The sequence below is a fragment of the Rhizobium sp. ZK1 genome (assembly GCF_047782645.1).
Taxonomy (GTDB): Bacteria; Pseudomonadota; Alphaproteobacteria; order Rhizobiales; family Rhizobiaceae; genus Rhizobium.
In genome coordinates this window covers 3,517,651-3,541,579 of the sequence record NZ_CP180586.1, presented here as the reverse complement: position 1 = coordinate 3,541,579, position 23,929 = coordinate 3,517,651, and the positions used below count along the sequence as shown (strand labels likewise).

Here is a 23,929-nt window from a genome sequence, read left to right as displayed (position 1 = left end):
CAAGAGGAAAAGCCATGTCCCGTATCGCCGTTCTCGTTCCCGGGAAGATGCATGATCGCGTTCTCGCCCAGCTTAAGGACCGCTTCGAGGTGATAACCGTCGATCGCGACGAGACGCTCAAGCTCGATGCCGAGACAGCGAAACACATTCGCGGTGTGGCAGTCAGCGGAGCCTTTCCGGCTGCGTGGTTCGAGCAGTTGCCTTCTATCGAGATCGTCGCCAGTTTCGGCGTCGGGTATGATGGCATCGATGCCAAGCTCGCAGGCTCGAGAGGCATCATCGTCACCAATACGCCCGACGTGCTGAACGACGAGGTTGCCGATACGGCGATTGCGCTTCTGCTCAACACCATCCGCGAAATCCCCAAGGCGGAGAACTGGCTGCGGGACGGCAACTGGAAGCAGGGCGCTTCCTATCCGCTGACGCGCTTTTCGCTGAAGGGCCGGCATGTCGGCCTTTACGGCCTCGGACGTATCGGCCTTGAGATTGCCAAGCGGCTGGAACCCTTCAAGGTGAAGATCAGCTATCACACCCGCTCGCGTCATGCCGATGCGCCCTATGATTACCAGCCGACACTGAAAGGGCTTTCCGAGGCCGTCGATACGCTGATTGCGATCGTGCCGAAGACGCCGCAGACGCATAAGACGATCAATGCGGAAGTTCTCTCCGCGCTCGGCCCTGACGGCGTGTTGGTCAATGTCGGCCGTGGATGGACGGTCGATGAGGATGACCTGATCGCCGCGCTGAATGCCGGCACGATCGGTGCTGCCGGCCTGGATGTTTTCTATGACGAGCCGAACGTGCCGGCGGGGCTGATCGCCGCGCCGAATACGGTCCTGTTGCCGCATGTGGCCTCGGCTTCGGTTCCGACGCGCAATGCCATGGCGGATCTGGTGGCAGCAAACCTGATCACCTGGTTCGAACAGGGCAAGCCGGTTACCCCGGTGGCGGAAACGCCCGTCAAGAACTAGGGCACCCATGCACTCCCTCTGCGAAGACGGCGGGAGCTTTCGCTTTTTCCTTTTTTTCCTTGGAGTTTTTCCCGTTTCCCTACTTGGTAGGCCGGGAGGGATTGGTTATGGTCAGTTCCGGTCGCGCCCGTTTGTTGCGGCCGTAACTGTCATCGGCGGCATTTCGCCGTCTCAAGCTTATACATAGCGATTTGATCGGGGAGCGTCTGCTCCGTCCGGCGTTTTTTTCACGCCGGCAGCCGGCGTTTTCTGGAAGGAGGCAGAAATGGATTATCGCAAGCTCGGTCCCAGCGGGGCCGTCGTCACCGCATATTGCCTGGGTACCATGACTTTCGGGAAGGAATCCGATGAGGCGGCTTCCTTCAAAATGCTCGACGACTACTTCGCCTGGGGCGGCAATTTTATTGATACTGCAGACGTCTACAGCGCCGGTGCATCGGAGGAAATCATCGGCCGTTGGCTCAAGGCTCGCCCGACGCAGGCACAACAGGCGGTGATCGCCACCAAGGGCCGTTTCCCGATGGGAGACGGGCCGAACGATATCGGTCTTTCCCGCCGTCACCTCAATCAGGCGCTCAACGACTCGCTGCGCCGTCTGGGCGTCGAGCATATCGATCTCTACCAGATGCATGCATGGGATGCCCTGACGCCGATTGAGGAGACGCTGCGCTTCCTTGACGATGCCGTCCGCGCCGGCAAGATCGGCTATTATGGTTTCTCCAACTACGTCGGCTGGCATATCGCCAAGGCTTCCGAAATCGCCAAGGCCCAGGGCTATACGCGTCCGGTAACGCTGCAACCGCAATATAACTTGCTGATGCGCGACATCGAGCACGAGATCGTCGATGCCTGCAAGGATGCCGGCATGGGGCTGCTGCCATGGTCGCCGCTCGGCGGCGGCTGGCTGACCGGTAAGTACAAGCGTGACGAGATGCCGACGGGTGCTACACGCCTCGGCGAAAATCCCAATCGCGGCGGCGAAGCCTATGCGGCCCGCAATGAGCAGGAGCGCACCTGGGCGATCATCGCCACAGTCGAAGAGATCGCCAGGGCACGTGGCGTCAGCATGGCGCAGGTGGCGCTCGCCTGGGTCGCGGCACGTCCGGCCGTGACGTCTGTCATCCTCGGCGCCCGCACCTCAGAACAGCTTGCCGACAATCTCGAGGCTGCGAAACTGGTGCTGTCACAGGAGGAGACGGCGACGCTCAATGAGATCAGTGCGCCGACACCGGGGCAATATCCCTATGGTGTCCACGGCGCCAGTCAGCGTCATCGCAAGATCGAAGGCGGTCGCTGAGCCATTCGATCAGAAAGAAACAAGGCCGTCGGAGCGATCCGGCGGCCTTTCTGTTTCACGCGGTTGCCTGCGCCCGCAACGGCGACAGCCTGCTCGCGGCGTAACCCCGGACCGCGTCGCCGAAAGCGGTAAAGAGCTTGTTTGAGGGCTTGTCGGTCTCGGCCCAATATTCCGGATGCCACTGAACGCCGACGGCAAAGGCCTTGGCGCCGACGACGGAAACGGCCTCGATCGTGCCGTCTTCTGCCGTTGCTTCCACCTGAAGGCGCGGCGCGGTCCTGGCGATTGCCTGCCGATGCAGGGAGTTCACGCGGATCTCGCCGGCGCCGACGATACCGGCAATGCAGGAGCCTTCCCTGATGAAAACGCTCTGGCGGATCGCGTACATATGGTCGCGATCCGTGACATCGGGTTTACGGTGATCCCAGATGCCAGGTTGCTCCTGGATTTCACTGGCAAGCGAGCCGCCAAGGGCAACGTTCAATTCCTGAATGCCGCGGCAGATGGCAAGAAGTGGAATGGCGCGGTCGATCGCACGGCGGATCAGCGGCAGGCTCGTGGCGTCGCGGGCCGGGTCAAAGGGGCCGTCGGCTTCGGTAGCTTCGAGGCCGTAGAGCGAGGGGTGCACATTGCTGGCTGAGCCGGATACCAGCACGCCGTCTACCCGGTCGAGGATCGCATCCGTGTCGTACCCTTCCTCGAAGGCGGGAATGATGAAAGCCATCACGCCGGCGGCATTCAGGGCCGCGCGTACATATTGATGCTGTACGGCATGCCAAGTCGCACCGTCGAGACTGCGGATATCGGCAGGAATCGCAACGATCGGTTTCGTCATTTTCGCCCCTGAGAAAGATATCGGACGTTTCTGCGGCCAGAATGGCCGGTAAGTCAACGCTTGGCTTCAAGCGGTGGCCAAATTGCGGCGGTTCCTGCTGTGCGACCGATATCAGGGCGCGCTAAGCTGCTGATTCCGATGGATGGGCGAGGCCTGCCACAGAAGCGTCGTGATCCCAAAGACTAATAGACGAAAGCTTGAAACGCTTCTTCCGCCATGCTTAGCTTTGCCCCTGCTGCGGGTAGGGGTGAGGATTGCCACGCAGTGCCATCTGTATGGGAGGTTTTTGATGGATCGTCGTTCATTTATGAAAAAGGCGGGAACAGCCGGCGCCGGAGCCGTTGCCGCAACTGCTTTGGCAGCACCTGCAATTGCGCAGGAAAACCCAAAGATTGCATGGCGTATGACCTCGTCGTTTCCGAAGAGCCTGGATACGATCTATGGCGGCGCTGAAGATATTGCCAAGCATGTTTCCGATGCCACTGGCGGCAATTTCACGATCCAGCCTTTCGCAGCCGGTGAAATCGTGCCCGGCCTGCAGGCAGCCGACGCGGTCAGCGCCGGCACGGTCGAGGCAGCGCATACCTGCTCCTACTATTTTGTCGGCAAGGATCCGACCTATGCGATCGGTACGGCCCTTCCCTTCGGCCTCAATGCGCGCCTGACCAATGCCTGGTTCTTCGAAGGCAACGGCATCAGCCTGATGAACGAGTTCTATGCTACGCAGGGCATTTACGGCCTTCCGGCAGGCAATACCGGCGTGCAGATGGGCGGCTGGTTCCGCAAAGAAATCAACACGCTCGACGATCTCAAGGGCGTCAAGATGCGGATTGCCGGTCTTGCGGGCAAAGTGCTCGAAAAGCTCGGTGTCATCCCGCAGCAGATTGCTGGCGGCGACATCTACCCGGCTCTGGAAAAGGGCACGATCGATGCATCCGAATGGGTTGGCCCCTATGACGACCTGAAGCTCGGCCTGCACAAGGTTGCCAAGTACTACTATTATCCCGGCTTCTGGGAAGGCGGTCCGGCGATTCACGCCTTCTTCAATCTCGAAAAATGGAACAGCCTGCCGAAGCATTACCAGACGATCCTGGCTGATGCCTGCACTTATTCCAACACGAAGATGATGGCGAAATACGATATGAAGAACCCTGGCGCGCTGAAGCAGCTCGTCGCGGAGGGTGCCACACTTCGTCCCTTCAGCCAGGAAATCATGGAAGCATCCTTCGAGGCTGCAACCGGCATCTATGGCGACATCTCCTCGAAGAACCAGTATTTCAGGAAGATCTACGACGATCAGACGGCATTCAAGCGGGATGCCTATCTCTGGATGCAGCTCTCGGAATACACTTTCGATACGTTCATGATGATCCAGCAACGTGCAGGCAAACTATAAGGCGACTGTCGCTTCTTAGTCAGGCCACCGATCAAAAAGCCCCGGACAAAAATTCGGGGCTTTTGTTTTCGATGGGTCATTTCCAGTTCTCATCGAATACGGGGATTCTCTATCCCTTTGTTGTCACAAAGAATTCATGGTTCGGAACCGCTGCGCATTTTTGCTGGAATTGCTCTACTGCGCAGGTGGCGACGGAGGTGTGCTTGGCAGCGTCGGTAAGGTCAGGCCTGGAATCTGCGGAGACCCTCCTCCACCTGGGGCTCCCAATGGCGGCAGGCCCAGCTGGCCACCGAAGTCCGGTACTTCGATCTTAATCGAGTTCGGATCCACCTTCGGGCCGTGATCCAGCCAGTAGGTGACCGATTCCGGCCAAAAGATCACGATTGCCACGAGAATGAGCTGCATGCCGACCCAGGGCAGGGCGCCAAGGTAGATATCTTTGGTGCGGACATCCCTATTGGCGATGGAGCGCAGGTAGAAGAGCGCGAAGCCGAAGGGCGGATGCATGAAGCTCGTCTGCATGTTCACGCAGATCAAGACGCCGAACCAGATCAGGTCGATACCGAGATTGGATGCGACCGGCGCCAGCATCGGGATGACGATGAAGGCGATCTCGAAGAAATCGAGGAAGAAGGCGAGGATGAAGATGAAAATGTTGACAAAGATCAGGAAACCGACCGGGCCGCCGGGAATACCCGATAGCATGTGCTCGATCCAGCGCGAGCCGTCCATGCCCTGGAAGACCAGGCTGAAACAGGTGGAGCCGATCAGGATCATCACAACCATGGAGGTGATGTGCGTGGTCGATGTCATCGCCTCGCGGATCAGCGGCCACGTCAGGCGCCGGTTCATGGCTGCGAGCGCCATGGCGCCGACGACGCCGAGCGCGCCGGCTTCCGTCGGCGTCGCAAGTCCCATGAAGATCGTGCCGAGCACCAGGAAGATCAGCACGATCGAGGGCACCATGCCCATCAGCACTTTCATGAGCAGCGCCCAATTGAAGTCGCCGCGCACTTCCTTTGGCAGCGGTGGCATCGATTTTGGCCGGACGATCGACAGCACCAGAATGAAGAGCACGAAGATCGCCACCTGCAGGATCGAGGGGCCGATTGCGCCGCGATACATGTCGCCGACCGATTTGCCGAGCTGGTCGGCGAGAACGACGAGTACCAGCGAGGGCGGGATCACCTGAGTGATTGTGCCGGAGGCGGCGATGACGCCGGTGGCAAGGCGCGGATTGTAGCCGTAGCGCAGCATGATCGGCAGCGAAATCACACCCATGGTGATGACCGAGGCGGCGACCGTCCCGGTGATCGCGCCGAGTACGGCGCCGACGAGGATGACTGCATAGGCGAGGCCGCCGGGAATGCCGCCGAAGAGTTTGCCGGTGCCCTCAAGCAGATCCTCGGCCAGCCCGCAGCGCTCCAGTATCGCACCCATGAAGGTGAAGAAGGGAATGGCGAGCAAGAGGTCGTTGGATACGATGCCGAAGAAGCGCGGCGGCAGTGCTTGTAACCAGACCGCACCGAAATGGCCGGTGACGATGCCGACGATGCCGAAGAACAGGCCGACGGCGGCCAGCGAAAAGGCGACCGGAAAGCCGTAGAGCATGAAGACGACCATGCCCAGGAACATGGCCGGCGGAATGATACCGAAATCAAACAAATCCGTTCCTCCAGGCGCGCGTTATTGCAGCGGCTTTTCGTATTTCGTGTCGATGTTGATATGGCCGGTAAGGGCTGCGATCCGCTTGATCAGCTCGGAAACGCCCTGAAGGGAAAGCAGGCCGAAACCGGCGACCAGGATCAGCTTGACTGGCCAGCGGATCAACCCGCCGGCGTTGCCCGATATTTCCCCCTGTTGGTAGGAAAGCGCGAAGAAGGGCCAGCAGACCCAAGTGAGGAAGACGCAGACGGGAATGAGGAAGAGGATGAGGCCGATGACGTCGATCCAGATCTTCGCCCTGTCGGAAACCGAACCATAGATCAGGTCGACGCGGACATGCTCGTTGTTGCGCAGCGCATGCGAGGCGCCGAGCAGCACGACGAAGGCGAAGAGATACCACTGGATCTCGAGCCAGCCGTTCGAGCTGTAGTTGAAGGCATAGCGGACGATGGCGTTTCCGGCGCTGATCAGGCAGCAGAAAAGCACCATGTATTCGGAAAGTTTGCCCATGAACTGGCTGATCGAGTCGATCAGCCGACTGGCGGCCAGGAATACCGACATTCGCCTCCCCTTATTGTCTTGCCGTTTCGGCAGTTCTCCCCTGCAACCGGTGTAGAACAGGGTTTTTGAAATTGGAAGGATAAATGACCCGCCTTGGAGTATAGTCTTATGCGGCCAGACCCCTGTGATCCCGGTGAAAATTCCGGCAACTTTCGCGCGGATATATTTTTCATTAATCTCGCGATAAAGCTGCAATATCGCGTGCCGGATGTGCAGTTCATCCTATGGTTTTAGAAAAATTGACCAAATGTTTGAACCGTTTGAAATCAATTTTTAAAGGGTTCGGTTTACATTCCCCGCGCACAGGGAAAGTATGGATGAAGCCACATAACCCGAACAGGGTCCCTAAGGATGTGTATCTGTCGTTTGTGAGTTCTCTCTCCGGGAACCGCATGACGCTTTTGGCTGGCGTCATTGTACATTCGGCAACTTTCCTTGCCGTCGCCGCCAAAACTCAGTCTTCCGTTTATATACTCCTGGCAGTTGCCTTCATCGTGGTGTTCTGCGCCCGCATGGCGATCTTCCGCCTGTTCGACAAGGTAAACAAGGACAGGCTGTCCTTTGCGGAGATCGAGCGGTGGGAGAAGGTTCTTGTGGTCGGAGCAGCGGGCACGACGACACTCCTCGGTATCGGCAGCGGCTATGCCATCTTCTTCACGCGCGATTCCTTTGCCGAGCTCGCCTGCATCGCAGTGACCATGGCGACGATGGTTTCCGTCGTCGGCCGCAATTATGGCTCGCGCATGGCGGTCGACCTGCAGACATTCTCCTGTTGCCTGCCGATGATCATCTGCAGCGTGATGACGCTCGATTTCTACCGCGGCATCCTGTCGGTCTTCCTCATACCGTTCTGGCTGACGACACGGGCCATGGCGACCGGTGTACGTGAATTCCTCTATGAGAATGTGATCGCGCGCCGTGAGATTGCCTCGATCGCCGAGCGCTTTGACACTGCGTTGAACAACATGCCGCACGGCCTCGTCATGGTCGATACGGAGAACCGGATCCAGGTCATCAACCGCAAGGCCTGCGAGCTCCTCAAGATCGGGGCACCGGATCGGTTGAAGGATCGCGATCTCGGCGCGGTGTTGCGTTATGGCGCCCGCTACAGCTTCATGGACGCTTCGCAGCCGGAGCTGATCCTGCGGCAGCTGACGCAGGTTGCCGAAGGCAGCCTGTCGCGTACGCTCATCCATTTCCCCGAGGGGCTATCGCTGGAATTTTCCGCGAGCCGACGCGCAGATGGCGGTGCCGTATTGATCTTCGAAGACGTTTCGAGCCGTGTGAAGGCCGAGCAGAAGATCCTGCACATGGTGCGCTTCGACGCACTGACCGGCCTGCCAAACCGCGAATATTTCGGCCATCTCGTGCAGGATTATCTCGCCAGACATCCGAAGAAACGCGGTCCTGTCGGCTTCATGATCCTCGATATTGACGAGTTCAAGCATGTCAACGACATGCGGGGGCACGTGACCGGCGACCACCTGCTCTGCGCCATCGCCATGCGGGTCAAGGAGATGGCCGGCAACGCCATCGTCGGCCGCCTGATGGGCGATCAATTCATCCTCTTCTTCCCGCATGCGCGTGACCGGCAGGTGCTGGATGCCGACATCCGTAAGCTGCACGCTACGATCCAGGGTCAATATGAAGTCGACGAGGTAACCTTCCTCGTCTCGCTCAGTGCCGGGTACGCCGTTCTCGAAAGCAACGCCTTCGCCATGGACGAATGGAGCGTTAAGGCTGATCTTGCACTGTTCGAAAGCAAGTCGCGCTTGAAGGGCGGAATTGCCGGTTTCGAGCGCGAAATGGATGGCCGCTATATCGAGCAGCAGAAGCTCAAGGCGGATCTGCGCGAGGCCGTGGCTGCAAATGCGCTTCATCTCGTCTTCCAGCCGATGTTCAAGGCCGATGGCCTGCGCATCGAATGTGCTGAAGCGCTGGCTCGCTGGGTACATCCGGAAAAGGGATACATTCCGCCCGACGTCTTCATCCGCCTTGCCGAAGAGATGGGCATCATCTCGCAGATTACGCGGTTCGTACTCTTCAAGGCCTGCGAAGAATGCATGAGCTGGCCGGATCATATCGCCGTTTCGGTCAACCTATCGGCGCGCGACTTGCGTGATGCGGACATCCTGTCGGTCGTTTCGGACGCGCTGGAGCACTCGGGTCTTAAGGCGTCGCGCCTGCATCTGGAAATCACCGAAAGCAGCCTGATCGACGAGCCGGCGGTCGTGCGCGCCATCCTTGCCGAATTGCGCAGCCGCGACATCACCATCGCCATCGACGATTTCGGCACGGGCTTCTCCAGCCTCAGCTATCTCGACACTCTGCCGCTCGATATCGTCAAGATCGACCGCTCCTTCGTACGTAACATCGTCGAAGATACGCGCCGCCTGAAACTGTTGCGCGGCACGGTCCACCTTGCCCGCGAGCTCGGTCTCAAGATCGTCGTCGAGGGGGTCGAAACCCCGGAGCAGCTGGCGCTTCTCAACAAGCACCGCAGCACAGATCTCATACAGGGTTACGTCTTTTCCCCGCCGGTTCCCTCGAAGGAAATCGGCATCCTCTCCCAAGCTCTCAACCGCCGCGCGGCGCCGCGTCGCCGCGCCAAGGTCGCCTGATCAGGGCCATATCTGGCGGTACGACCACGGGCATATTCGCGGCCATTAACCTTAATGATTCAAATATGCCCCAAATTTTTATCAAATCTTGCGCTTTAATGAATGTGGTATGATTAATGACCCGTTAACAACGGGGTGCATCTATGGCGTCTGTCCCTTTGAGTACGAGTGACTTTTCGAAAAAGGTTCTCGAAGTTCTTGATAATGTCGAATATCGCCGCGTCGAAAGCACTGAAGACATGGAGGATGTCGAGCGGCTGCGTTACAAGGCCTACAAGGCGCATGACACGCTGGCGCTGGCCCCGAAGGGACTGCTCGACGACACGGATTTCGACAGCCATGCTCATGTTTTCGGGCTTTATTATTACGGCGAACTCGTCAGCACGATCCGTATTCACCATGTGACACCGGAACATCGCGTTAGCCAGTCGGCAGGCGCCTTCCCAGAAGCAATCGATGCGCTTCTCGATGCAGGCCTAAGCTTAATCGATCCGGCGCGTTTTGCCGCCGATCCCGATCTGACTGCCGATCTGACCTGGATTCCCTACCTGACGCTGCGGCCAAGCATCGTCGCGGCCGCGCATTTCCGCGCACATCGGGTTCTGCAGTTCGTCCGCCCGCCGCATGCGGCATTCTACAAGCGTGTTTTCTATGCAGACACCGTCGTGCCGGGCCAGAAGGCCAAAAATTACGGGATCGACATGACGCTGATGGCGACCAACGTCATCGAGGTCGGCCGCAAGCTTCTTACGCGTTATCCCTTCTTCATTTCCAGCGCCAGTGAGCAGCGGATGATGTTCGCGCGCGGCGCGGAAAACACGCTGCCGTCGCTCACCATCGTTCCCACCGCCCGTTTCGTGCCGGAAGGCCAGCTCGGAACGGATCTGCCGCTTTGACTCTTCCATAGGAAATGCCCTCTCCGTATCAGGAGAAGGGCGTTCCTGCGGCATTCTCATGCATTGCGCTTTCGCCCGTCATTGTGTAATCCCTGCGGGTAGGGATTTGCCTTGCTGAGGCAAGGGAATCAGGCAGTGCTAAGGCATTTCAGGGAGACGATATTCATGGCCGAACATCATACCGGACCGGTCGAGACCGGCGCGCCGATGGACTACAAGGAACATGAAAAGACCTACGACATGTTCATTGCCGGCACGAAATACGGCACGATGCTTCTAATTGCCCTGATGCTTGCCATGACTGCAGGTTTCTTCGGCGGCGCCGGCTTCCTCGGCGGCATCCTCGTCTTCCTCATCATTCTCGTCGCCGGCATCTTCCTGCTCCGCTAAGTGCGGCCCGCGGGAAGACAAGTTTTCCGAACTTTGTGAAGTAGATGCTTGGCCCGAGCAGGCGAGCAGCCTGCGACGGTCCAGCTGACCCGGAGGAGGGGGCAGTTGGCGAATATCATTTTCGTAGCAAAGGAAATCACTGATGATGAGACGCGCGTTGCCGCGTCTGTCGAAACCGTGAAAAAGATAAAGTCGTTCGGCTTCGATATTATCGTCGAAGCAGGCGCTGGAACGCTTTCCCGCATTCCGGACAGCGAGTTCGAGGCCGCGGGTGCTGCAATCGGCACATTCGCGGATGCAGCGTCCGCCGATGTCATCCTCAAGGTCCGCCGGCCGAGCGAAAGCGAAATTTCCGGTTACAAGACCGGTGCCGTCGTCATTGCCATCATGGATCCCTATGGCAATGACGAGGCGGTTGCCGCGATGGCTCGATCGGGCCTTTCCACCTTCTCCATGGAACTGATGCCGCGCATCACCCGCGCGCAGTCGATGGACGTGCTGTCATCCCAGGCCAATCTTGCCGGCTATCAGGCCGTCATCGAAGCTGCCGTCGTTTATGACCGAGCCATGCCGATGATGATGACGGCGGCAGGCACGGTTCCCGCCGCCAAGGTTTTCGTCATGGGTGCGGGCGTTGCCGGTCTGCAGGCGATCGCGACGGCGCGCCGCCTTGGCGCCGCCGTCTCGGCGACAGATGTTCGCCCCGCGGCCAAGGAACAGGTCGCCTCGCTCGGCGCCAAGTTCATCGCCGTCGAGGACGAAGAGTTCAAGGCGGCGGAAACCGCCGGCGGCTATGCCAAGGAAATGTCCACCGAATACCAAGCCAAGCAGGCGGCACTCGTCGCCGAGCACATCGCCAAGCAGGACATCGTCATCACGACCGCACTCATCCCCGGCCGTCCGGCGCCGCGGCTGGTGTCCCGCGCCATGCTGGCTTCGATGAAGCCGGGTGCGGTGGCTGTCGATCTCGCGGTCGAGCGTGGCGGTAATATCGAAGGCGTGGTCGCGGGCGAGGTCGCCGATGTCGAAGGCGTGAAGGTAGTCGGCTTCTCGAACATGGCGGGCCGTGTGGCCGCCAGTGCCTCCGCGCTTTATGCCAAGAACCTTGTCACCTTCCTGGAGACGATGGTGAACAAGGAAACGAAATCGGTCGTGCTCAACCTCGAAGACGAGCTCATCAAGGCGACGATGCTGACCTATGCGGGGGATGTCGTGCATCCGGCATTCGGCGGCGCCAAGAAGGGGGATAACTGATGGCCAGTGAAGCAATGGACAAGGCGCTGGAACAGCTCGACCAAGCCGTCACCGCGGTTATCACCGCTGCTGCCCAGGCACCTGAGGCGGCAAGTGCCGCAACCGGCGGGGCGATCGATCCCTTCGTCTTCCAGTTCGCGATCTTCGTACTGTCGATCTTCGTTGGCTATTACGTCGTCTGGTCGGTGACGCCGGCGCTGCATACGCCGCTGATGGCCGTGACCAACGCGATCTCCTCGGTCATCGTCGTCGGTGCGCTGCTTGCAGTCGGCATTTCGACCAGCGGGCTTGCGACAGGCTTCGGTTTCGTGGCCCTCGTGCTCGTCTCGGTGAATATCTTCGGCGGCTTCCTCGTGACGCAGCGCATGCTGGCGATGTACCGCAAGAAGGACAAGTGAGGCATCGATGACCAATCTTGCAGCCTTCCTTTATCTCGTCTCCGGCGTGCTGTTCATTCTGGCGCTGCGCGGGCTCTCGCATCCGGCCACCAGCCGCAAGGGCAATCTCTACGGCATGATCGGCATGGGGATTGCGATCCTCACGACACTGGTGCTGGCAACGCCTGATTTCGGCGGCTTCGTCCTCATCATCCTCGGTCTTGCCATCGGCGGCAGTGCGGGCGCCTATATCGCCCGCACCATCGCCATGACCTCGATGCCGCAGCTCGTGGCCGGCTTCCATTCGCTGGTCGGCCTTGCCGCGGTTCTGGTTGCCGCATCGGCGCTCTATACGCCTGATGCCTTCGGAATCGGCGAGATCGGTCAGATCCACACTGAAGCACGCATCGAAATGGCGCTCGGCGTGGCGATCGGTGCTCTGACCTTCAGCGGCTCCATCATCGCTTTTCTTAAGCTCGACGGGCGCATGTCCGGCAAGCCTATCCTGCTGCCCTTTCGGCATCTGATCAACATCACCCTGCTTGCCCTGATCGTGCTCTTCATCATTGGGCTGGCGGTGACGGAAAGCCATTTCGACTTCTGGGCGGTCGTGGCTCTGTCGCTGGCGCTCGGCGTGCTCCTGATCGTGCCGATCGGCGGCGCCGACATGCCAGTCGTCGTGTCGATGCTGAATTCCTATTCGGGCTGGGCCGCCGCCGGCATCGGCTTCACGCTCGGCAATCTGGCGCTCATCGTCACCGGCGCGCTGGTCGGTTCCTCGGGCGCGATCCTGTCTTATATCATGTGCAAGGGTATGAATCGCTCCTTCATCTCCGTTATCCTTGGCGGTTTCGGCGGCGAGACGTCGGGTGGTGCGGCGGATAACTCGGACAAGACCGTCAAGCTCGGCTCGGCCGAGGATGCGGCCTACCTTATGGCGAATGCCTCGAAAGTCATCATCGTGCCTGGTTACGGCATGGCGGTGGCGCAGGCACAGCATGCGCTGCGCGAACTCGCCGATAATCTCAAGAAGAACGGCGTGGAAGTGAAGTACGCGATTCATCCGGTTGCCGGCCGCATGCCCGGCCATATGAACGTGCTGCTTGCCGAGGCCAATGTGCCTTATGACGAAGTCTTCGAGCTTGAGGACATCAACTCGGAATTCGCCCAGGCCGATGTCGCCTATGTCATCGGCGCCAACGACGTCACCAACCCGGCGGCGCGCGACGACAAGACCTCGCCGATCTACGGCATGCCGATCCTCGACGTCGATAAGGCCAAGACCTGCCTGTTCGTCAAGCGTTCGCTCGGCTCGGGCTACGCCGGCATCGACAACACGCTGTTCTACAAGGACGGCACGATGATGCTGCTTGGCGATGCCAAGAAGGTGACGGAAGAGATCAACAAGGCGATCACTCATTAATCGAAAAGCCCGCTTCGCCGGGCTTTTCATTTGCGCCGCGAGCGATCAGATTTCGCCCGGCACCAGTGTCATCTTCTCGACACCGACGGCGAGATTGAGACCCTCCTGGGCCTGCAGGTTCAGTGGCTGCAGCATGAAGGCCTTGTTGGTGCCGCCGGCAATGACCTTGGCACCTCCGCCGGCACCGAGGCTGGCATCGGCGCCAATGCCGTAATATTCTCCTGTCAGCGCGAAATCGGGAACATTGGTGCCGGTCTTGGCAAGCACCTGCCAGATCATCACGCTCTTGCCGGTCTGGCCGATATCGATGCCGAATTTCTCGATCTTGCCGGCATAGACCGCCTTCGGGCCGCCGGAAGCTGGCGTATAGGTGCAGATCAGGTTCTTCTCAGACGTGACGATCAGCCCCTGGCCACCATCCGATCCGCAGACGAGTCGGCCAAGCGACATATAGTCGGCAGCTGCGGCGGACCCGGCCCAGGCTGCAGCCGAAACGACTGCCGCAGCAATCATGGTTTGCTTGAACATGGTCCTTCTCCTTTTGAATGACCTGTTCGAAACGGGCGGTTGCAGTGATTGTTCCGGTCGCGCTAATCGCGCTCCATCATCCCACGCTGGGCGGTGAGGATCCAGACGAGACCTTCCGGGCGGAAGTCAATATCGACCTTGCCCCGGAAAGCGGCGGCGGCATGTGCCTTGATGACGGTGGTGCCGAAGCCGGTGCGCGCCGGCGGTTTGACCACCGGACCGCTGCTTTCAGTCCAGGTGAAACGCAGCATGTTGTCCTCTGCCGGCTGCCATTCGAAACGCACACGGCCTTGAGGCACGGACAGCGCTCCGTATTTTACCGAGTTGGTAGCAAGTTCATGCAGTGCCAGGCCGAGGTTCTGAACGGCATCGGGCTTGAGGATAAAATCCGTACCCTCGATTTTCACCTGTTCACGGGCCTGCGGAAAAGCCTGAAGATGAATATCGATGACGCGATGCAGCGAGACGCCGGACCACTGCTCGCCTGTCAGAAGCTCGATCGAGCGCACGAGCCCTTCAAGGCGATGGGCGACGGCTAGCCGGAATGTCTCGACGCTGTCGGCCCGCTTGGAGAGTTGACGCATCATGGCGAGAACAAGCGTCAGCAGGTTCTTGGTACGATGGACCAGTTCATGCATGACGAAGCGCAGCCGGTCCTCGCTCTGGCTACGGTCGAAAGAGGCATTGGAAAGCGCAATCGCCACCTGGTTGGCCTCGATAACGCTGGTTTCGACCGGCGAGACGATATGGCCTTCGCCGAGCCGGTTTGCCATGTCGGCAATTTCACGGATCGTGGAGCGGACCTGCCGGGCAACGGCATAGGTGGCAAGCACGGCGACGAGCAGCAGCACGAGGCCGCCGATCAGCAGGAAGCGCCAAGTGCTGACGATCGGTGCTTGTGCAGTTGCGATCGGCCCCCATACCACCGTCTTCCAGGACCAGCCGGGAATCTGCGCATAGCCCAGCATGGCGTGCGGGAGGATGTCGCTGTCTTCGAAAACGCCGCTGGAAGCGACGAGCGATGGCAGAATACGCGGGTCGAAGGGTTCGCCGGGCTGCAGATTGGCGGGGCCGCGGCTTGCTACGACATGACCACCCTGATCGATCACCGCTGCCGACCAGCCGGATGCAAGACCTTCGGTCGTGACGAGTTTTGCGAGGTCGCTGGCATTCTGGGTGATGATCAGCGCGGCGACAGGATCCTCGTCACGCGGCAGCGTGACGTTATAGACCCACGTGCCGCTCGTTGCGCCCATGAAGACGTCCGAGGCTTCGATCCGGCCAGATTTCATGGCGGCTTCGAGAGCCGCTGGATTCGTCATCTTGCCAAGCGGGGTGCCGAAGTCGCGACGAGTATTGAGAAATTGCTGCCCGGTCCTGTCGACGGCGATCACATAGAGCGTATCGCCGCGCAGTGCCGTTTCCGTACGGTTGTAGAAAGACTCATAGTCGCCGCCCTCCAGTTCGGGAGAGGAGGACAGCAGCCGCAATGTCGTGGCCATATCCTGAAGCTGGCGATCGATGGTTCGCGACAGCGCCAGCGCATCCTGCGCGGTTTCGCGCTTGAGCGTGGACCGCTGATTGTCCTCCAGCTGCATGAGGAGAAGGGCAACGAAGGCGAAGATCGGCAGTGCAATCGCCACGGCCATGGCGACGAGATATGTTCCGATCGAAGCTTTCGGGAAAAGACGTACGGCAAACTTCATCGATGCCGCCCCCGGTCTGTCGGGGCTTGATGTTGCGGAAGCACGGTTTCGCCTGCCGTCACGAAAGCAAGAATCCGCATCACTCGCAAACGCCCCTTACATTCGTACCGCCCAATAGCCCGCTATTAAAGCAAGGCCATGTTAGGGGGCAGGGCATTTGGTTGCAACCTACTAAAATAGTCAGGTGTAAAATCGTCAATTTTTTCCCGACTGTTCTGCGTCGGCGAAGCGCTGCAACCGGAAGGGCATGAGGCTTTCGTCACTCTTGCCTGACAGAAGCTCGTCGGCGGCAAGCAGGCCTGCAAGCGGAGCAAGTGTGACACCGGAGTGCATCACCGCGGCATAAAGACCCGGCAGGCCAGCATTTCCGATGATGGGGAAACCATCAGCCGGTGTCGGGCGATAGCCGATAGTGAAGAAATCGAACGTCAAATCGCCATTGTCTATGATCGTCGCCTTCACGCGTGCGAAGAGTTCCGCAGCGCTTGCCTGATGGTCTTCGCCGGGGTCGCCGCCACCGAAATCCGTGCCGGCGATGATTCGGCCCTCCGCTGTCTGGCGCATATGCAGACGCGGTGTCATGACGAGGCCGTTCAAGCGTTTCGAGACAGGACGGGAGTGCACGATCAGGCCGGCCGGCGTGGAGAGCGGCAATGTTATTCCCGCCGAGGCAGCGATCGGAACTGCGCCTGCGCCTGCGGCCAGCACGACATGATCGGCTTCGAGCATGCCTTCCGACGTGACGACCCCGATGATTCGTCCGCCACTCTGCAGCAGACCGTTGACCGTGGCATGAACGAACGTCGCACCATGCGCCTCGGCATCCGCAAGCAGCAAACGTGCGGCGGCAATGGGCTCGACCGCGCCCTCTTCTGCGACATGGAGGGCGAAATCCGGATACTCGCCGAGGCCGGGTTCGAGCAGCGCGCTTTCCTCCCGGTTCAGCCGGGTGATACCGTAGCCCCAACGGCCATGCTCATCGGCATAGGCTTCGAGATCGGCCGGCGGCATATCCCAGCAGAGACCGCCGCACCAGGCAAGCGGCAGGCCGGGCAGTTCCCGCGCCAGCCGCTTCCATTCGGCCATCGCCCTGCGGCGGAAATGGAAATAGAATTCAGGATTGCCCCAGCTCGCATTGATCCAGGCAAAAGAGCAAGGTGTCGCCACGCCGCCGAGTTCTTCGCCGATGATGGTGACTGCTGCACCCTTGCGTGTGAGATGCCAGGCGATGGAGGCGCCAATGATGCCGGCGCCGACGACGATTACATGCGGTTTCGCTGTCATCGTCATCACCTCTTCCTGTTTCTGCTAGCCGGCCGTGCCGCCGACGCGGGCAAGGCCGTCCCGGGCCGGCTGGTACTTCGGATCGAGGCCGACAGCGTGGCGGTAGGAACGGATTGCCTTATCCTTCTCGCCGCGGCGCTCGTAGACGAGAGCCTGGTTTGCCCAGGATTCGGCGAGGTTGCCATTCAGTTCGATCGCGTGGTTGAAATCCGCGAAGGCGTTGTCGTCGTCGTTCAGCGCGATATAGGAAATGCCGCGGCCATTATAGGGCTCGGGCGAGTTCGGCGAGAGCGAGATCGCCTTCGAGAAGTCGTCGATCGCCTTATCCTGCTGATTGCGCTTCTGATAGATCAGGCCACGGTTGTGGTAGGCGCGGCCATCTGTCGTGCCGAGCTGGATCGCTTTCGAGAAATCGTTGAAGGCCTGATCGTCCTGGCCGGCCATGCGGTAGACATTGCCGCGGCCGATATAGGCGACGTCATAGCTCTGATTGATCTGCAGCGCGGCATTGTAATCGCCGATCGCCTGCGCCTGCTGACCCATGTTGCGGTAGACCAGCGCGCGGTTGGCATAGGCCTGGAAGAAACGCGGATTGATCTGCAGCGCGGTATTGAAGTCGTCGAGCGCCTTGCGGAACTCGCCGGCGCGACCATAGGCGGAACCGCGGACATTATAGCCTTCCGGATCGCGCGGATTGGCATTGATGACGGCCGTCAGCGACGCGATGTTTTCCTGCGAGCCCTGCGCCTTGTCGATGCGGATCACAGCATCAGACGTGTTGGTCGTTTCGCAACCGGCAAGGCCAAGTGCGGCGATAAGAGCCAGAGAGGCAAATAAGACCGATTTCTGCGAACGCAACGAGCGGGACGGATTGAAGGTTATTATAGCCATTCGGGCTCGCTTTCCCCATGCATCATATCCGGCAAGGCGGATATGCAATCTTCAGCAGCAAACTAAAAAAGGCGGCGGCGAAACTCATCGCCCCCGCCACACATGCACCTGAAAACGTCGAAAAAACGACGGCACCGCCTCAGCGTGCTGCAACCAGACCTTCGCGCTGCGCGCGCTTGCGGGCCAGCTTGCGAACACGACGAACAGCCTCAGCCTTTTCGCGAGCACGCTTCTGCGACGGCTTCTCGTAGTAGTCGCGCATCTTCATTTCGCGAAAAATGCCTTCGCGCTGCATCTTCTTCTTGAGAGCGCGGAGAGCCTGGTCAACATTGTTATCGCGGACAAGTACCTGCACGAGAATCACGTTCCTTTGGTTTGGTTGATGCCGGAAGGCGGCGCAGCGCCTGGGGCAAAAATATAACGTTCGCGCGGCCGCAGCCTTGCGATTGGTGAAGCGGGATAGCAGATCGAGGGAGTGAAGTCCAGACGGCATGTGCGAATGGGCGGAAAAATGCCGCCCATGATTACAGGGCGCTAGGAACGCGCCGTCTCGGGCTTGGTTTCGTCGAGCGCGGCGATCGCTTCCTTCAGCGCGGCTATCACGCGGGAACGGTCGGCGGGCTCAAGCCGGGCCATGTCCAGATGCAGGTCCAGGCCGGCCAGATGTTCGCTCAGAACGCGGCTCTTCTGATTGGTGCCGAGCATCAGCCCGTCCACGGCGTAAGGTACGATCTCCCGCTGGATCCCCTTCATGGTAATCGGCGGCAGGGGATGGGCGTCGACGATATCCTTCACCAGCGCATAGGTTTCGTAGCTGATGACGATTTCGCCGCCCTGGGCGATCGATTGAAGGCGGGCGGCGAGGTTCGCTTCGGCGCCGATGATCGTATAGTCCATGCGGTCGTTGCTGCCGAAATTGCCGACGTTGCAGTAACCGCTGTTGATCCCCATGCGTACCACGAAGGGCTCCTCGGTGCCGTTCCTGCGCCATCTGTCCTTCAGTTCACCGAGCCGGTGCTGCATGTCCACCGCCATGCGCAGGCATGCCTTGGCATCTTCCTCCGGCCCCTTGGTCTCGGGATCGCCGAAGAACACCAGCATCGCATCGCCGATGAACTTGTCCACCGTGCCGCCGTGGTTAAGTGCGATGGCGGACATTTCGGTCAGATATTCGTTCAGCATCTCCGTCAGTGCTTCCGGCTGCAGGCGCTCTGTCGTCGCGGTGAAATCCTTGATGTCGGAGAAAAAGATCGTCAGGCGCTTGCGCTCGGTGTGGACGACCACATCCTTCTGGCCGCTGAAGATGCTCTTGTAGATCTGCGGCGGCAGGTACCGGGAAATCTTGAGAGAAACGCTGGCGAGGAATTCGTTTGCGGCTTCAAGGTCGCGGTTGGCGCTATGGATGACGCGCGTCTGCTGACGCTGCAGGACGATGAAGCTGATGCCGATGATGGCGACGAAGAAGAAGTAGCAGAGCAGATATTTGAAGGCGAGGATATTGCTCGCATAGGGCTGACGGATGATGACTTCCTGGATGCCGCGCACATCGCCCACCTTCCAGTCTTTCTTCGGGCTTTCAGGATGGGTATTGTGGCAGGCTACACAGGCCTGACCCATGACGACAGGTGTGATGAGCCGCAGGGTATCGGTAAATCCGACGCGGATGAGATCCGTCAGCGTCTGGCCGGAATTGGTGCGCAGAGCCGTGAGCGACGCCTTTTCGAAACTATCGAGATCGTGAGGCGCACGGTTCTTGAAGGGCAGGTCGGAGAGGAAGCGATAGGTAATATTGGCCTGCTGCTCCTTGATGACGTCGCCGAGTTCCAGCGAAAGCGTCGCCGGCAGCGGAATGGCGCCTGGAATATTGGCATAGTTGTGGGAGACGACGGTGCCGTTGACGTCACCTGCCTGATGGGCGGCAAGCACTCGGCCGACGACATTCGCCGAATAATAGGAGCGGATGCTTGTGACAAGCGAACTCATGTCCCGTGCCTGCCGGCGCAGAGCGCTTTCGGAAAGATTGCTGATATCGAGCCAGACAGCAAGCGGCAGTCCGGCAAGCATCGCCAGCACGACGACGACCAGCCAGTAGCCGCTTCTGCGCGCGGTGAAAGCCGAATCTTCGGCAGTTCTTGCCGTGGTCTCTCCTTGCGGATCTGCCATGGCTCATCCCCTCGACATCAATCGCATTGTTAAATCCCCTGAGACACAGAAACATTTCGTCGCGTGCGCGGCAAGGCCGACGCTTGTAGGTCGGGCCGAAAGCGAGGACCAAATCTGGAAGTAATACCGTGGTGTGTTGCCGTTACATCTCAGCGAAAATACTGGGCCAGTGCCGATGGGCGGATCCTGTATTGCCGTCTGTTTGTTTTTCAGCTTGTGCGCATGAGCGAATGGTCTTTGACGTCGAACAGGCGTAGCCTGCCTGCGGCGGGGAGGTCGGGCAAAACATGACGCGCTTGCAGCAGATCGGTGTGCTGATCGGCCTGATCATCGTGGCCGCGCTTGCGATGTTCCGCGCAAGCGATCCACCGGTGCTGAAGCAGATCCGCGACGTCACCTTCGATGAGTATCAGCGCCTCGTGCCGCGCAGCTTCGAAGCGATGCCGGTTCGGGTGGTCGATATCGACGAGGCTTCCCTGCGGGAGTTCGGCCAGTGGCCCTGGCCGCGCGACAGGCTGGCGACGCTGGTCGAGCGTCTCTCCGACATGGGAGCGGCGGCCATCGCCTTCGACGTCATCTTCGCCGAGCCCGACCGAATGTCGCCGCGCAATGTCATCCAGGAAGTGGAGGGCGTCGATCCATCGCTCGCGGCGCAATTGCCTGACAATGACGAGATATTCGCGCAATCGATCGAAGGAAAGCCAGTCGTTCTCGGCTTCGGGCTTTCCAATGAAGGCAATTACAAGCCGCCGGTGAAGGCCGGTTTTGCTTTTATCGGCGAAAGTCCGCTGTCAGCACCTCCGCATCTTAACGCTTCGACGCCGCTCCGGCCGAGGCTGGAGGCGAATGCCGCGGGGCTTGGCCATGTCAGTCTCAATCCCGGCAGCCCGTCATCGGTGGTGCGCGCAGTGCCGCTGTTCCTCAGCGATGGTGAACAGTTTTATCCCAATCTTGCGATCGAAGCGTTGCGGGTAGTGCAGAGTGCTTCGACCTATGTGCTGGCCGGCGCGCCAGACCGGGCAGGGATCATCACCTCGGCGAAGATCGGTGATTTCATCGTCCCGCTGACGGCTGCCGGAGAGATCTGGCTTTATGTGACGCCGAACCGGGCGGAACGTTATATCTCGGCCCGAAAGGTCCTTGCTGCCGGCGGAGCGGCCCCTGATGTTGCTGCTCAGATCGAAGGCAGCATCATCTTCATCGGCACGTCGGCGGTCGGACTGCAGGATATCCGCACCACCGCGCTCGGAGAAAATGTGCCCGGTGTTTCGCTACAGGCACAGACGGTCGAGCAGATCCTCTCGGGCCGCTACCTGTCACGGCCGGACTGGGCCGACGGGCTGGAGATTCTCTCCATTGCCGTGCTCGGTTTCCTGCTTGTTCTTGTCACAACCTTCGTCAGTCCGGCCGTGGCTTTGGTCTGCGGCCTGGCGATCACCGCGATGGCGCTTGCCGCTTCGTGGTTCTGCTTTCTCTATACCGGTCTGCTGTTCGATCCGTTGGCGCCGATCGTCAGCGGCTCCATCACGCATTTTGCAGCAACATCGTTCCGCATCCTCGTCATCGACAGGGAGCGACGGGAGGTGCGGCGCGCCTTCGGCCATTACCTCTCGCCTTCGCTCCTCCACAGGATCGAGCACACGCCCGATGCGCTGAAGCTTGGCGGGGACGAGCGAGAGCTCACCATGATGTTCGTCGATGTGCGCAATTTCACCGAAATTAGTGAAAGGCTGACGCCGACCGCCGTCGTCCAGTTTCTCAATACGCTGCTCGATGCGCTGAGCCGTCATGTTATCGGGAACGAGGGAACGCTCGATAAATTCATCGGCGATTCCATCATGGCGTTCTGGAATGCACCGGTCGATGTTTCGGATCATGGAGCAAAAGCGCTGAGGGCGGCACTTGCCATGCGCGAGACGCTCGCCGAGCTGAATGCCGGCGATGCTTTCGGTTTCGGCAGCGCCCGACAGGTGAGGATCGGTATCGGCATCCATACCGGCCTTGCCTGTGTCGGAAATATGGGCGCAAAGACGCGCTTCAACTATTCGGCGGTTGGTGACGCCGTGAATGTCGCGGCGCGCATCGAGTCCTGCTGCAAGGACGTCGGTTTCGATATCCTGATCTCCGACAGCACGGCGCGGGCACAGAGCGGCGCGGCGCTCTTGGAGGCGGGAGCCATTCCGCTCAAGGGAAAGAGCAGCCGAACGCAGATCTTTGCCGTGATCGGCGACGAGAAGGTCGCCACCTCGCCGGAATTTGGTGCCCTGCATCTCGTCCATGAAGACGTGATGAGTGCCTTGCGTGTGCGCTCGAGGAACAGCCGCAAGCTGATCGGTGCGGCAAAGCTCGCCGGAGTACAGGTCTTGCCCGGTCTCACCGAATTCTACGAGCGGATATCGGGCAGGAATGATCATTTCCGGGAGGAAATCGATCTGCCGGAAAACCAGGCCGTTGAATAATCAGTCAGCGATTGCGATTCCAGTCCCTGCTCCCGTTTCCGCCCCAGCCGTGATTCCGGTCATGGCCACGGTGGTCGCGATCCCGATCTCTTCCCGTGCCCTGGTCGTTGCCGGCGGTCTGGTTTTCACCACCGCCTCTTTCCTGTCTGCTCGGCTGGTCCTGATGGTTATCTGCCCTTTCCGTACGGCTTGGCCTGTCAGACGCGCCATGTCTGTCCGCACGATTGGACCCGTCGTGCCGGTCCGGCCTTCCGTGATCGCCTCTATCGTCCTTATTCTTCCAGCCATACTTGTCGTGTTTGTCGTGCCAGCCGTCCCTTGGTTTGTCATGGTGAGGCTTGTCATGATGCGGCTTATCGTGATGCGGTTTTTCCGGCCGCTGCTTCGGCGGATCATCCGGCTTCTGCTGTTGCTGCTGGGGTGGGGGATCCGGATCCCGTGGCCGGGGTTCCTGGCGAAGCCGGTCTTTGCGCTCGGGCTCAACCGAGGCCATCCGGCAGCCGCCAAGCAGGCCAAGGCCGCCTGATAGACTCTGATTGCCGGAAAGGAAGGGAAGGGCGCGCTGGTTGCCCAGTCGCTGCAGCACGGCGCGGTTGACGGGTTGCGCATCCGTCATGTTGCCGTTCGGCCGCGCAATGACGCAATCGCAACGCTGCTGCAATTGCCGGCAGCCGCCCGGGCCGCAGAAGCTGGCCGCACCGTTCAGCAACACCACGGCAGTCGTACCGTCAGGGCCGACATAGAAATCGAAAGCGGTGCCGCGCACGCCGATCGTGCCCGCCGGCGTCTGGATCTGGTAAGCCGAGGATTTCGAGTTGCCGCTGACCCAGCGGAACGTGCCCTTGGCCGCCTTGATGGAGAGGCGTTTGACGGAGTCGGAATCGTCGTAAACATATTTGTCTATGACAACGGACGAGCCCCACCCGACGGCAAGCTTGGTGCCGTCGCGGAAGACGAACTGGCCGAGCCCCGATTGGGAGGTGCGGATACGCTCGTTGCGATGGACCTCGTCATTGACGATGATCGGACCGGCCTGTCCGCTTACTTCGGTTTTGATGAGGGTTGCCTGGCCGACGGGCTCTGCGGCAAGCGCAGGCCATGCGCTCAACAGCGCGAGGCAGAAGCCCGCGATCCCTTTGCTACGCAAACCCAACATGTGACACTCCACATATCGGAACATTAGCATTTGCAGTCGGTCGCTTCTGCCTGCCC

The 23,929-nt window shown here is 59.9% G+C and carries 20 protein-coding genes; 10 read left to right on the top strand and 10 right to left on the bottom strand.

The genetic code is table 11. The features are described 5' to 3' along the window. Window positions 1-14 precede the first annotated feature (14 nt). Both ACK9YZ_RS17990 and ACK9YZ_RS17985 read left to right on the top strand, forming a co-directional pair. On the top strand, window positions 15-971 hold the full coding sequence (locus tag ACK9YZ_RS17990) for a 2-hydroxyacid dehydrogenase (RefSeq protein WP_216755942.1): 957 nt from the start codon (window positions 15-17) through the stop codon (window positions 969-971). A 265-nt stretch (window positions 972-1,236) separates the two neighbouring features. Further along, a complete protein-coding gene (locus tag ACK9YZ_RS17985; RefSeq protein WP_416064713.1) occupies window positions 1,237-2,268 on the top strand; it encodes an aldo/keto reductase in 1,032 nt (343 codons plus the stop codon). A 55-nt stretch (window positions 2,269-2,323) separates the two neighbouring features. On the opposite strand, the gene ACK9YZ_RS17980 is transcribed toward ACK9YZ_RS17985, so the two are convergent. Then, complete coding sequence (locus tag ACK9YZ_RS17980) at window positions 2,324-3,103, bottom strand: gamma-glutamyl-gamma-aminobutyrate hydrolase family protein (protein WP_416064712.1); 780 nt, start codon at window positions 3,101-3,103, stop codon at window positions 2,324-2,326. A 289-nt stretch (window positions 3,104-3,392) separates the two neighbouring features. Here ACK9YZ_RS17980 and ACK9YZ_RS17975 point away from each other — a divergent pair, with 289 nt between their 5' ends. Next, window positions 3,393-4,499, top strand: a complete 1,107-nt coding sequence (locus tag ACK9YZ_RS17975; RefSeq protein WP_416064711.1) for a TRAP transporter substrate-binding protein — start codon at window positions 3,393-3,395, stop codon at window positions 4,497-4,499. Between the two features lie 174 nt (window positions 4,500-4,673). Here ACK9YZ_RS17975 and ACK9YZ_RS17970 read toward each other — a convergent pair whose 3' ends face one another. Next, window positions 4,674-6,164, bottom strand: a complete 1,491-nt coding sequence (locus ACK9YZ_RS17970; protein ID WP_416064710.1) for a TRAP transporter large permease — start codon at window positions 6,162-6,164, stop codon at window positions 4,674-4,676. A 21-nt stretch (window positions 6,165-6,185) separates the two neighbouring features. Beyond that, the gene (locus tag ACK9YZ_RS17965) at window positions 6,186-6,725 is read right to left on the bottom strand and encodes a TRAP transporter small permease subunit (RefSeq protein ID WP_216755937.1); all 540 of its coding nucleotides are present in this window, start codon (window positions 6,723-6,725) and stop codon (window positions 6,186-6,188) included. Between the two features lie 317 nt (window positions 6,726-7,042). Between ACK9YZ_RS17965 and ACK9YZ_RS17960 the strand changes: the two genes are divergently transcribed. The 6 genes from ACK9YZ_RS17960 (at window position 7,043) to ACK9YZ_RS17935 (ending at window position 13,686) form a co-directional block, all read left to right on the top strand. After that, a complete protein-coding gene (locus ACK9YZ_RS17960) occupies window positions 7,043-9,346 on the top strand; it encodes a putative bifunctional diguanylate cyclase/phosphodiesterase (RefSeq protein WP_216755936.1) in 2,304 nt (767 codons plus the stop codon). Window positions 9,347-9,489: 143 nt separating this feature from the next. Continuing rightward, on the top strand, window positions 9,490-10,242 hold the full coding sequence (locus ACK9YZ_RS17955) for an N-acyl amino acid synthase FeeM domain-containing protein (RefSeq protein ID WP_216755935.1): 753 nt from the start codon (window positions 9,490-9,492) through the stop codon (window positions 10,240-10,242). A 165-nt stretch (window positions 10,243-10,407) separates the two neighbouring features. Continuing rightward, a complete protein-coding gene (locus tag ACK9YZ_RS17950) occupies window positions 10,408-10,632 on the top strand; it encodes an aa3-type cytochrome c oxidase subunit IV (protein ID WP_216755934.1) in 225 nt (74 codons plus the stop codon). A 105-nt stretch (window positions 10,633-10,737) separates the two neighbouring features. After that, a complete protein-coding gene (locus ACK9YZ_RS17945) occupies window positions 10,738-11,886 on the top strand; it encodes a Re/Si-specific NAD(P)(+) transhydrogenase subunit alpha (RefSeq protein ID WP_416064709.1) in 1,149 nt (382 codons plus the stop codon). After that, window positions 11,886-12,284, top strand: a complete 399-nt coding sequence (locus ACK9YZ_RS17940; protein WP_007817406.1) for a proton-translocating transhydrogenase family protein — start codon at window positions 11,886-11,888, stop codon at window positions 12,282-12,284. Before ACK9YZ_RS17945 ends, ACK9YZ_RS17940 begins: the two co-directional genes overlap by 1 nt. Window positions 12,285-12,291: 7 nt before the next feature. Beyond that, complete coding sequence (locus ACK9YZ_RS17935; RefSeq protein WP_416064708.1) at window positions 12,292-13,686, top strand: NAD(P)(+) transhydrogenase (Re/Si-specific) subunit beta; 1,395 nt, start codon at window positions 12,292-12,294, stop codon at window positions 13,684-13,686. Between the two features lie 45 nt (window positions 13,687-13,731). Here the strand turns inward: ACK9YZ_RS17935 and ACK9YZ_RS17930 are convergent, their stop codons facing one another. The 6 genes from ACK9YZ_RS17930 to ACK9YZ_RS17905 form a co-directional block, all read right to left on the bottom strand. Continuing rightward, window positions 13,732-14,214, bottom strand: a complete 483-nt coding sequence (locus ACK9YZ_RS17930; protein WP_416064707.1) for a DUF992 domain-containing protein — start codon at window positions 14,212-14,214, stop codon at window positions 13,732-13,734. Between the two features lie 62 nt (window positions 14,215-14,276). Continuing rightward, complete coding sequence (locus ACK9YZ_RS17925; RefSeq protein ID WP_216755930.1) at window positions 14,277-15,920, bottom strand: sensor histidine kinase; 1,644 nt, start codon at window positions 15,918-15,920, stop codon at window positions 14,277-14,279. 195 nt (window positions 15,921-16,115) lie between these two features. Continuing rightward, window positions 16,116-17,204 carry an NAD(P)/FAD-dependent oxidoreductase gene (locus ACK9YZ_RS17920; RefSeq protein WP_416066765.1) on the bottom strand — a complete coding sequence of 363 codons (1,089 nt, stop codon included), beginning with the start codon at window positions 17,202-17,204 and terminating at the stop codon, window positions 16,116-16,118. Between the two features lie 24 nt (window positions 17,205-17,228). Beyond that, window positions 17,229-18,095 (bottom strand): tetratricopeptide repeat protein, encoded by an 867-nt coding sequence (locus tag ACK9YZ_RS17915; RefSeq protein ID WP_216755929.1) that lies wholly within the window; start codon window positions 18,093-18,095, stop codon window positions 17,229-17,231. Window positions 18,096-18,234: 139 nt separating this feature from the next. Continuing rightward, the gene (rpsU, locus tag ACK9YZ_RS17910) at window positions 18,235-18,450 is read right to left on the bottom strand and encodes a 30S ribosomal protein S21 (protein WP_003542939.1); all 216 of its coding nucleotides are present in this window, start codon (window positions 18,448-18,450) and stop codon (window positions 18,235-18,237) included. A 179-nt stretch (window positions 18,451-18,629) separates the two neighbouring features. Next, complete coding sequence (locus ACK9YZ_RS17905) at window positions 18,630-20,258, bottom strand: adenylate/guanylate cyclase domain-containing protein (protein WP_416064706.1); 1,629 nt, start codon at window positions 20,256-20,258, stop codon at window positions 18,630-18,632. A gap of 287 nt (window positions 20,259-20,545) precedes the next feature. Here ACK9YZ_RS17905 and ACK9YZ_RS17900 point away from each other — a divergent pair, with 287 nt between their 5' ends. Further along, a complete protein-coding gene (locus ACK9YZ_RS17900; RefSeq protein ID WP_416064705.1) occupies window positions 20,546-22,717 on the top strand; it encodes a CHASE2 domain-containing protein in 2,172 nt (723 codons plus the stop codon). Window positions 22,718-22,721: 4 nt separating this feature from the next. On the opposite strand, the gene ACK9YZ_RS17895 is transcribed toward ACK9YZ_RS17900, so the two are convergent. Further along, window positions 22,722-23,873, bottom strand: coding sequence for a FecR domain-containing protein (locus ACK9YZ_RS17895; protein ID WP_416064704.1), 1,152 nt, complete (start codon window positions 23,871-23,873; stop codon window positions 22,722-22,724). Window positions 23,874-23,929 lie beyond the last annotated feature (56 nt).